Consider the following 9,944-nt stretch of genomic DNA (forward strand, 5'->3'; position numbering starts at 1 on the left):
CGTGAGCAGCGACGCGATCCCCCACGGCCGTACCGCCGACTCCGTGCGGCAGGTGGCGCTGGCCGTCAGCGCCGTGCTGGGCATCGGCGGGGCGGCCGTGGGTTCGGGGGCGTTCGGGGGGACGCCGATCGCGTCGGCGGCGGGCGGGGCGCTGGCCGCCGACGCGACGCTCGTGGCGCCGGCCGGTCCGGCCTTCGGGATCTGGAGCGTCGTCTACAGCGGTCTGGTGGCGCTGGCGGTCTGGCAGCTGCTGCCGGCCCACCGGGAGGACGCCCGGCAGCGCGCGACGGGCTGGTGGACGGCGGCGTCGTTGCTGCTGAACGCGGTGTGGATCGCGACCGTCCAGGCCGGGTGGGTGTGGGCCTCGGTCGGGGTCATCGCCGTGCTGCTCGTGGTCCTGGTGCGCACGTTCACGCTGCTGCTGCAGGAGCGGCCCCGCACCCGGCTGGAGGCCGTCGTCGTCGACGGCACGATCGGCCTGTACCTGGGATGGGTCTCGATCGCGACGGTCGCCAACACGGCGGCCGCCTCGCGGCAGAGCGGGTGGACGTCCGGTGAGACCGGCTGGGCCGTCGCGGTCCTCGGGGTGGCGACGGCGGTCGGGGTGTTCACCGCGGTCCGTGGACGGGGCCGGCTGGCGTTCGGCGCGGGGTTGTCGTGGGGTCTGGGGTGGGTCGCCGCGGCCCGCGCCGGGGTGGAGGGGAACTCCTCGACGACGGTCGCGGTCGCGGCGGGTGTGGCCGCCACGGTGGTCGCGGGGACCACCGTGGCGGCGCGGTTGCGCTCGCTCAGCCGCGGACGACGCTCACCACGCGGCTGACGGCGTCGTCGACGGAGACCTGCTCGGAGGCACCGCTGCGACGGTCCTTCAGCTCCACGGTCCCCTCGGCCAGGCCCTTGCCCACGACGAGGATCGTCGGCACGCCGATGAGCTCGGCGTCCTTGAACTTCACACCGGGCGAGACCTTCGGGCGGTCGTCGTAGAGGACCTCGACGCCCTGCGCGGTGAGTTCCCCGGCGATCCGCTCGGCGGTGTCGAACACGGCGCTGTCCTTGCCCGTCGCGACGACGTGGACGTCGGCGGGGGCCAGTTCCCGCGGCCACACCAGGCCCTTGTCGTCGTGGTTGCCCTCGGCGACGCAGGCCATCGCCCGGGTCACGCCGATGCCGTAGGAACCCATCGTCACGACGACCTGCTTGCCGTTCTCGTCGAGCACCTTCAGGTCCAGGGCCTGCGCGAACCGGCGGCCGAGCGCGAAGATGTGCCCGATCTCGATGCCGCGGGCCAGTTCCAGCGGGCCGGAACCGTCGGGGGCGGGGTCGCCCTCCTTGACCTCGGCGGCCTCGACGAACCCGTCGGGGGTGAAGTCGCGGCCGGCGACGAGGTCGTACACGTGGCGGCCGGGGGCGTCGGCGCCGGTGACCCAGGCCGTGCCGTCGACGACGCGCGGGTCGACGAGGTAGCGGATGCCGGAGGTGCCCTCCGAGCCCAGGACGCCGGGGCCGATGTAGCCCTTGACCAGCGCCGGGTGCTCGGCGAAGTCGGCGGCCTCGAACGGTTCGACCTCGGCGGGCGAGACGGCGGCCTCCAGGCGCTTGAGGTCGACCTCACGGTCACCGGGGACGCCGACGGCCAGCGGTTCGCGGGTGCCGTCGGGGTGGTGCAGGACGACGAGGACGTTCTTCAGCGTGTCGGCCGCCGTCCAGGGGCGGTCCGCACGCGGGTGGCGCTCGTTGGAGACCGCGACGAGGGTGTCGATCGTCGGGGTGTCGGGGGTGTCCTCGACGTGGGCGGCGGGCAGCCCGTCGAAGGAGGTCGCGGGCGGGGCCAGCGTCGTGACGGCCTCGACGTTGGCGGCGTACCCGCCGGGTGAGCGGACGAAGGTGTCCTCACCGATCTCGGTGGGGTGCAGGAACTCCTCGCTGCGCGAGCCGCCCATGGCCCCCGACACGGCCGAGACGATGACGAAGTCGAGCCCGAGGCGCCCGAAGATCTTGATGTACGCCTCGCGGTGCAGGTCGTAGGACTTCTCCAGGCCGGCGTCGTCGACGTCGAAGCTGTAGGAGTCCTTCATGGTGAACTCGCGCCCGCGCAGGATCCCGGCGCGCGGACGCGCCTCGTCGCGGTACTTCGTCTGGATCTGGTAGATCGACAGCGGCAGGTCCTTGTACGAGGAGTACAGGTCCTTGACCAGGAGGGTGAACATCTCCTCGTGCGTGGGCGCGAGCAGGTAGTCGGCGCCCTTGCGGTCCTTGAGCTTGAAGATGCCGTCGCCGTAGTCGCTCCACCGGTTGGTCGCCTCGTAGGGCTCACGGGGCAGCAGCGCCGGGAAGTGCACCTCCTGCGCACCCGCCGCGTCCATCTCCTCGCGGACGACGTCCTCGATCTTGCGCAGCACCTTCAGGCCCAGCGGCAGCCACGTGTAGATGCCCGGCGCCGCACGACGGATGTAGCCCGCCCGCACCAGCAGCTTGTGGCTGGCGACCTCGGCCTCGACCGGGTCCTCCCGCAGGGTCCGCAGGAACAGCGTCGACATCCGCATCAGCACCCCGACAGGTTACCGGCGGCGCCTGACGTCTTGGCACCGGCGTATCAAAGTGATATCACTTTAGGACACGCCCCACCTGAGCCCAGGGAGCCCACGATGGACACCCACGCCCCGCAGACCGCCACCGACGACACCGCCGGGGACATCGCCCCACCGGCGAGCACCCCCGTCGGGCACGACGGCGCCCGCGTCGACGTCGAGGAGGTCGGCGCCCGGTTCCTGCACGGCACCGCGGCCCTGGTCGTCGCGGCGGTCCCGCTGCTGCTGGCGATCGGCGCGGTCGCGCTGGCCGTGGGGCGGCAGGCGCCGGCCTGGATCGTCGCCGCCGTCGCCCTGGGCCTGGTCGCCCTCGTGCTCGCCACGTCGCTGCGCACCGTCCAGCCGGGGCAGACGCGCGTCGTGCAGTTCTTCGGCCGCTACACCGGCACGATCCGCCGCCCCGGGCTGGTGATGCTGGTCCCGTTCTCGACCAGCACCTCGGTGTCGGTGCGGGTGCGCAACTTCGAGACGGGGCGGCTGAAGGTCAACGACGCGACCGGTTCGCCCGTCGAGGTCGCCGCCATCGTCGTCTGGCAGGTCGCCGACACCGCCCGCTCCACGTTCGCGGTGGAGGACTACTCGGAGTTCGTCGAGATGCAGAGCGAGTCGGCCCTGCGGCACGTGGTCACCACGCACCCCTACGACGACCCGACGGGGTCGGGAACCTCGCTGCGCGGTTCCACCGACGTCGTGGCCGACGAACTGGCCCACGAGGTCGCCGCCCGGGTCGTCGTCGCCGGCGTCGAGGTCGTCGAGGTCCGCATCACGCACCTGGCGTACGCGGCCGAGATCGCGCAGGCCATGCTGCAGCGCCAGCAGGCGTCGGCGATCGTGGCCGCCCGCGAGGAGATCGTCAACGGCGCCGTCGGCATGGTGGAGCTGGCCCTGTCCCGGCTGCAGGAGGAGAACGTCGTCGACCTCGACGAGGAGCGCAAGGCCGCGATGGTCTCCAACCTCCTCGTGGTCCTGTGCGGCGACGGGCGCGCGACGCCGGTCGTGAACACCGGGACCCTCTACGGCTGACGTGTCGGCACCGCAGGAGCAGCCGGAGCAGCGGCCCGCCCGCGCGCAGGCGCGCAAGCAGGTCCTGCTCCGGCTCGATCCGGCGGTGCACGACGCCCTCGCGCGCTGGGCCGCCGACGAGCTGCGCAGCGTCAACGCCCAGGTCGAGTTCGTGCTCCGGGACGCGCTGCGCCGGGCGGGACGGATGCCGTCGGGCGCCGGGGAGCTCCCGCGCCGCGGTCGCCCGCCGAAGGAGGCGCCGGAGACCTAGAACAGGACGGTGGCGAAGGCGCCGACCTCGCGGAACCCCACGCGGCGGTAGGCCGCGAGCGCCCGGGCGTTGTAGTCGTTGACGTACAGCGACACGCTCTGGACGCCGTCGGCGCGGGCGGCCTCGACGACGGCGGCCATCCCGGGTTCGGACAGTCCCTCGCCCCGGCGGTGCGGGGGCACCCACACCCCCTGGACCTGCACGACCTTGGGCGAGACCGCGCCCAGCTCGGCCTTGAAGACGACCTCGGGCCCGGAGCGACCGGCGTCGATCCGGACGAACGAGCGGCCGGTGGAGACGAGTTCGGCGATGCGGGCGCGGTAGGCGCCACCGCCGTCCGGCGGGGCCGGGGCGTAGCCGATCTCCTCGGTGAACATCGCCACGCAGGCCGGCACGACCAGGTCGAGCTCGCGCAGGGTGGCGCGGCGCACAGCCGGGTCGGGGGTCACCGACGGGGTGCTGTCGCAGACCATGAGCGGCTGGTGGGCGCGGACCTCGCGCACCCCCCGCCAGTGCGGTTCCAGGCGCTGCCACAGCGCCAGCACGGACTCGGCCGGGCCGACGAGGGAGGAGCAGCGACGGCCCTCGGCGCGGGCCTGGGCGGCGAAGGCGTCCAGCGCGGCCGACGTCGCCTCGACCGGGACGAGGTTGGCTCCGGCCCAGCAGGCCGAGACGAGCTTGCCGTCCTCGAACCAGCCCCAGACCTGCCCGCCCAGGTCGGTGCCGGGACGGGCGACCAGGCCGAGCAGGCGGGCGGAGACGAACAGGTTGGCCACGGGGTCGCGCTCGCACAACCGGAGCAGGGCGGGGGCGTCCGGCGCGCCGAGCACACGCAGGGTCCCCGAGGCAGCGGCGGAGTTGGTCAGGGACACGCCCGCATCCTGCCCGCTCCCCCGCCTCCGGTCGAGGCGGGGCCCGTCCCGGTGCCGGCGTGCCGTGTCAGCCGACCGTGACGACGGGGCTTCCGGCACCGGACTCGTCGGCGGGTTCGCCCATCTCGGCGGCCAGGCGGTTGGCCTCCTCGATGAGCGTCTCGACGATGGCGTGCTCGGGAACGGTCTTGATGACCTCGCCCTTGACGAAGATCTGGCCCTTGCCGTTGCCGCTGGCGACGCCGAGGTCGGCCTCGCGGGCCTCGCCCGGACCGTTGACGACGCAGCCCATGACGGCCACCCGCAGCGGGACGGACATCCCCTCCAGGCCCTCGGTCACGGCGTCGGCCAGGGAGTACACGTCGACCTGGGCGCGGCCGCAGGAGGGGCAGGAGACGATCTCCAGCTTGCGCGGGCGCAGGTTCAGCGACTGCAGGATCTGGATGCCGACCTTGACCTCCTCGGCCGGCGGCGCCGACAGCGAGACGCGGATGGTGTCGCCGATGCCCTGGCTCAGCAGCGCCCCGAAGGCCGTGGCGGACTTGATGGTGCCCTGGAAGGCGGGGCCGGCCTCGGTGACGCCGAGGTGCAGCGGCCAGTCGCCGCGCTGGGACAGCAGTTCGTAGGCGCGGACCATGACGACCGGGTCGTTGTGCTTGACCGAGATCTTGAAGTCGTGGAAGTCGTGCTCCTCGAACAGCGAGGCCTCCCAGACGGCGGACTCCACGAGCGCCTCGGGCGTGGCCTTGCCGTACTTCTCCATCAGCCGCGGGTCCAGGGACCCGGCGTTGACGCCGATGCGGATCGAGACGCCGGCGTCCTTGGCCGCGCGGGCGATCTCCTTGACCTGGTCGTCGAACTTGCGGATGTTGCCCGGGTTGACGCGCACGGCTGCGCAGCCGGCGTCGATCGCGGCGAAGACGTACTTGGGCTGGAAGTGGATGTCGGCGATGACCGGGATCTGCGACTTCTTCGCGATGATCGGCAGCGCCTCGGCGTCGTCGGCGCTGGGGCAGGCGACGCGGACGATGTCGCAGCCGGTCGCGGTCAGCTCGGCGATCTGCTGCAGCGTGGCGTTGATGTTCGTCGTGGGCGTCGTGGTCATCGACTGCACCGAGATGGGGGCGTCGCCGCCGACGTCGACCGACCCGACCTTGATCTTGCGCGTCTTGCGGCGGGGAGCCAGGACGGGCGGCGGGAGGGCGGGGAGACCGAGGCTGACGCTCACACGGTCAAGTATCAACCCGCCCGGAGGCGGCGACGACCGGGGTCGGCCGCGTTCACGGAGACTTCACTGATTCAGCGTCACCGGCCGGACTATGTCGGCGTACAGCAGCAGCACGCTCATCCCGACCAGCACGATCGAGACGCCGTAGGCCAGCGGCATGGCCTTGGCGACGTCGACGGGCCCGGGGTCGGGACGCCGGCGCAGCCGGAAGACGCCCTTCTTGACGACCTCCCACAGCGCCCCGGCGATGTGCCCGCCGTCGAAGGGCAGCAGCGGCACCATGTTGAAGACGAACAGCGCCACGTTCAGTCCGGCCAGCAGCGAGACCAGCCGCGAGGTGCGCTCGGCCAGCTCGTCGCCGGGGATGATCGCGGGCTGGGCGTTGAGCTCACCGGCCAGGCGGCCGATGCCGACGACGCCGATGGGGCCGTCGGGGTCGCGCTCGGCGCTGCCGAAGGCGGCCTGGGCCACGTCGTAGAGCCGTTCGGGCAGCCGGACGACGATGCCCGCGACGCTGGCCACCTGCTCCCCCACCACCGAGGGCACCTCGGTCAGCGGGAGGCGCACGACGGCGATGCTCGGGGACACGCCGAGGAAACCGACCTCCCGGGTGCCGCCGGTGGCGACCCCGTCCTCGTCGAGCGCCTCGCGCTCGGTGAGGATCGGGGTGACGGTCAGCGGGACACGCTGCCCGTCGCGTTCGACGACGAGGTCGACGGGCACCCCGCCGTGCTCGCGGATGTCGGCCGACAGGGAGTTCCAGTCCTGCACGGGCTCGCCGTCGAACTCGACGATCTCGTCGCCGGGCCGCAGGCCGGCCGCGGCGCCGGGGGCCACCGGGTCGTCGGCCGAGCACCCGGTGGCCGTGCTGCCGGCGGGCTGCACGCACTGCGAGACGGCCGACAGCGTCGGCACGTAGCCGGGCTGGCCGATGGCGCTGGCGGCCACGGCGGTCAGCACGAGCGCCAGGACGAGGTTGACGAACGGGCCGCCGAACATGATGACGATCCGCTGCCAGACGGGACGGCGGTAGAACGTGCGGTGCTCCTCGCCGGGGCCGACCTCGACGAAGCTGGCGGCCCGGGCCTCCTCGGCCATCAGGGCCCAGCGGCCGGTGGAGCTGGCGCGGACCTGGCCGTCCGGTCCCGGCGGGAACATCCCGATCATCCGGACGTAGCCGCCCAGCGGGATCGCCTTCACCCCGTACTCGGTCTCCCCCCTGCGCCGCGACCACAGGGTGGGGCCGAAACCCACCATGTACTGGGTGACCTTGACGCCGAACTTCTTGGCGGGCAGCAGGTGGCCGACCTCGTGCAGGGCGATCGAGAGCGCGACGCCGATCGCGGCGGCCAGGATCCCGACGACCCAGAGCAGGACCTCGCTCACGCGACCACTCCGGTCCGCCCCGTCAGCTCGTTCGCCCGGGCCCGGGCCCAGTCCTCGGCCGCGAGCACGTCCTCGACGTCGCGCGGCTCGCCGCCCGGTTCGTGCTCGGCCACGACCTGCGCGACGGTGTCGACGATCCCCAGGAACGGCAGCCGGCCGGCGTGGAAGGCGGCGACGCACTCCTCGTTGGCCGCGTTGAACACCGCCGGGACGGTGGACCCGCGCCGGCCGGCCTCCCGGGCCAGGTCGAGGGCGGGGAACGCCCGGGCGTCGACCGGTTCGAACGTCCAGCTCGCGGCCCGGGTCCAGTCCACCGGTCGTGCGGCCCCGGGGACCCGGTGCGGCCACGACATGCCCAGCGCGATCGGCAGCCGCATGTCCGGCGGGGAGCACTGCGCCAGCGTCGAGCCGTCGGTGAACTCGACCATCGAGTGCACCACCGACTGCGGGTGCACCACGACGTCGATGCGGTCGTAGCCGACGCCGAACAGCAGCGAGGCCTCGATGACCTCCAGCCCCTTGTTGACCAGGGTCGCCGAGTTCGTCGTCACGACCGGCCCCATCGACCACGTCGGGTGCGCGAGCGCCTGCGCGGGGGTGACGCCTTCGAGGTCGGCGCGGGTGCGGCCGCGGAACGGGCCTCCGCTGGCGGTGAGCACCAGCTTGGCGACCTCGCGGTCGGTGCCGCCGCGCAGGCACTGCGCCAGGGCGGAGTGCTCGGAGTCGACGGGCACGAGCTGGCCGGGGGCGGCGGCGCGCGTCACCAGCGGACCCCCGGCGACCAGGGACTCCTTGTTGGCCAGGGCCAGGGTGCGCCCGGTGGCCAGGGCCGCGAGCGTGGGCCGCAGCCCCACCGAACCGGTCATCCCGTTCAGGACGACGTCGCACGGGTGCTGCGCCACCTCGCCGGCGGCCTCGGGGCCGGCCACGACACGCGGCAGCGGCCGGCCGGCGGCCTGGGCGGCCAGCGCCTCCCGCAGCGGCCCCTCGGCCTCGGGGCGGGCGACGCCGACGAGGGCGGCGCCGGTCTCGAGGGCCTGCCGGGCCAGCGCCCCGACGTCGGCCCCGCCCGCGGCGAGCGCCACGACCCGGAACGCCTCCCGCCCGTTCGCGTTCGCTCCCCGCACGACGTCAAGGGCCTGGGTGCCGATGGAACCGGTGCTGCCGAGCAGCACCACCTCGCGGGGACCGGGCTGCCCGTCCGAGGGCCGCCCGGGTGCCGACTGCTCGACGAGTTGGGTGCTGCTCACGGGCTCCATCATGACCTCCTCACACCAGCCCCACGCCGTGTGACCGACTCGTTGCGGCGGATCTGCACGGGATCAGCAAGGATGTGGCCAGCTTCACCGGCACTGGGAGGACATCCGTCATGCGCAGACCCGTCTCCGCGACCTCGACCGGCGCCCTCGCGCTCGCCGCGGCGCTCACCGTCTCCGGCGTCACGCTCACCGGCGCGGCCGCCGCCTCGGCCGTCCCGGTGACGCCCTCGACCGGGGCGGACTCGGCGGTGTCGCTGCTGTCGACGGTGGACGAGTCCGCGCAGCAGGCGGCGCTGGACTACTGGACGCCCGAGCGGATGGCGGCCGCCGAGCCGGCCCAGCAGGTCGTGGAGCAGGCGCAGGGTTCCGCGCAGGACTCCTCGGGGGCCGGGGCCGGGTCGGCGCAGACGCTGCAGGCCCCCTCGCCGCAGACCTCGCAGCCCGAGGCGTCCACGCTGGCCGACGGGGACGCCCCCGCCGTCGCCCGCGGCACCCGCACCACGGCCGGGGTGGTCACCGGCGACGCCGTGAGCACCGCGACGACGTGGACCGGCGAGGAGGTCGCAGCCGTCGGCCGGCTGTACTTCAGCCAGGCCGGGCGCAACTACGAGTGCACCGCCAGCAGCGTCGACTCCCCGCAGGGCAACGTCCTGGTCACCGCCGGGCACTGCCTGACCGAGAACGGCGTGGCCTCGGAGAACGTCGTCTTCGTGCCCGGCCTCGCGGGCTCGACCAAGCCGTACGGCCAGTGGTCGGTGACGAAGATGTTCACCACGACGCAGTGGAAGGACGGCGACCAGACGTCGGCGGCGGCGCTGAACCACGACGTCGGCTTCGCGCAGGTCGCGCCCAGCGGTGGCCGGTCGCTGCAGGAGGCCGTGGGGTCGTTCGGCATCGACTTCACCGACCAGCTGAGCCGGGTCACGGTCTTCGGCTACCCCGGCCGCAGCACGAACGCCGACGGGTTCACGTTGCAGTACTGCACCGGGTGGCAGTTCACCGACGCCGTCACCGCCGACTCCACGACCGACCGCGCCGTGCTGTGCAGCATGGCCGGTGGCTCCAGCGGCGGCCCCTGGGTGCGCGACTTCGACCAGCAGACCCGGAGCGGCACCGTGACGTCGGTCGTGAGCTTCAGCTACAACAACGCCCCCGAGGTCCTGTACGGCCCGCTGTTCGGCGACACCGTCGAGGCCGTCTACGAGGAAGCCCTCGCCTGACCCCCGCCGGGGGGGGGGGGGGGGGGGGGGGGGGGGGGGGGGGGGGGGGGGGGGGGGGGGGGGGGGGGGGGGGGGGGGGGGGGGGGGGGGGGGGGGGGGGGGGGGGGGGGGGGGGGGG

Annotated in this window: 9 protein-coding genes; 4 read left to right on the top strand and 5 right to left on the bottom strand. The window is 73.8% G+C overall.

Going from position 1 to position 9,944, the window contains the following annotated elements; genetic code table 11:
* Window position 1 precedes the first annotated feature (1 nt).
* The gene (locus ACRYR2_RS14420; protein ID WP_432563569.1) at window positions 2-820 is read left to right on the top strand and encodes a tryptophan-rich sensory protein; all 819 of its coding nucleotides are present in this window, start codon (window positions 2-4) and stop codon (window positions 818-820) included.
* On the opposite strand, the gene ACRYR2_RS14425 is transcribed toward ACRYR2_RS14420, so the two are convergent.
* Window positions 789-2,549, bottom strand: a complete 1,761-nt coding sequence (locus tag ACRYR2_RS14425) for a proline--tRNA ligase (RefSeq protein WP_432563570.1) — start codon at window positions 2,547-2,549, stop codon at window positions 789-791. The genes ACRYR2_RS14420 and ACRYR2_RS14425 overlap by 32 nt on opposite strands.
* A 96-nt stretch (window positions 2,550-2,645) precedes the next feature.
* Between ACRYR2_RS14425 and ACRYR2_RS14430 the strand changes: the two genes are divergently transcribed.
* Both ACRYR2_RS14430 and ACRYR2_RS14435 read left to right on the top strand, forming a co-directional pair.
* Complete coding sequence (locus ACRYR2_RS14430; RefSeq protein ID WP_432563571.1) at window positions 2,646-3,611, top strand: SPFH domain-containing protein; 966 nt, start codon at window positions 2,646-2,648, stop codon at window positions 3,609-3,611.
* Window position 3,612: 1 nt separating this feature from the next.
* Window positions 3,613-3,861: a type II toxin-antitoxin system antitoxin gene (locus tag ACRYR2_RS14435; protein WP_432563572.1), complete on the top strand. Its 249-nt coding sequence runs from the start codon at window positions 3,613-3,615 to the stop codon at window positions 3,859-3,861.
* Here the strand turns inward: ACRYR2_RS14435 and ACRYR2_RS14440 are convergent.
* From ACRYR2_RS14440 to dxr, 4 genes are all read right to left on the bottom strand, one after another.
* Window positions 3,858-4,733: a GNAT family N-acetyltransferase gene (locus ACRYR2_RS14440; RefSeq protein ID WP_432563573.1), complete on the bottom strand. Its 876-nt coding sequence runs from the start codon at window positions 4,731-4,733 to the stop codon at window positions 3,858-3,860. The two genes, ACRYR2_RS14435 and ACRYR2_RS14440, sit on opposite strands and share 4 nt — an antisense overlap.
* Window positions 4,734-4,800: 67 nt before the next feature.
* A complete protein-coding gene (gene ispG, locus ACRYR2_RS14445) occupies window positions 4,801-5,961 on the bottom strand; it encodes a flavodoxin-dependent (E)-4-hydroxy-3-methylbut-2-enyl-diphosphate synthase (protein ID WP_432563574.1) in 1,161 nt (386 codons plus the stop codon).
* Between the two features lie 63 nt (window positions 5,962-6,024).
* Window positions 6,025-7,347, bottom strand: a complete 1,323-nt coding sequence (locus ACRYR2_RS14450; protein ID WP_432563575.1) for a M50 family metallopeptidase — start codon at window positions 7,345-7,347, stop codon at window positions 6,025-6,027.
* The gene (gene dxr, locus ACRYR2_RS14455) at window positions 7,344-8,606 is read right to left on the bottom strand and encodes a 1-deoxy-D-xylulose-5-phosphate reductoisomerase (RefSeq protein ID WP_432563576.1); all 1,263 of its coding nucleotides are present in this window, start codon (window positions 8,604-8,606) and stop codon (window positions 7,344-7,346) included. The genes ACRYR2_RS14450 and dxr overlap by 4 nt, the downstream gene beginning before the upstream one ends.
* A gap of 110 nt (window positions 8,607-8,716) precedes the next feature.
* Between dxr and ACRYR2_RS14460 the strand changes: the two genes are divergently transcribed.
* Window positions 8,717-9,826 carry a trypsin-like serine peptidase gene (locus tag ACRYR2_RS14460; protein WP_432563577.1) on the top strand — a complete coding sequence of 370 codons (1,110 nt, stop codon included), beginning with the start codon at window positions 8,717-8,719 and terminating at the stop codon, window positions 9,824-9,826.
* The last annotated feature ends 118 nt before the right edge of the window (window positions 9,827-9,944 follow it).

The organism is Kineococcus deserti, from assembly GCF_050871945.1.
GTDB lineage: Bacteria > Actinomycetota > Actinomycetes > Actinomycetales > Kineococcaceae > Kineococcus.

Excerpts from the sequence above, each read along its gene's own strand:
- ACRYR2_RS14430 (WP_432563571.1), top strand. The coding sequence starts at position 2,646 with ATGGACACCCACGCCCCGCAGACCGCCACCGACGACACCGCCGGGGAC.
- dxr (WP_432563576.1), bottom strand. The coding sequence starts at position 8,606 with ATGGAGCCCGTGAGCAGCACCCAACTCGTCGAGCAGTCGGCACCCGGG.
- ACRYR2_RS14460 (WP_432563577.1), top strand. The coding sequence starts at position 8,717 with ATGCGCAGACCCGTCTCCGCGACCTCGACCGGCGCCCTCGCGCTCGCC.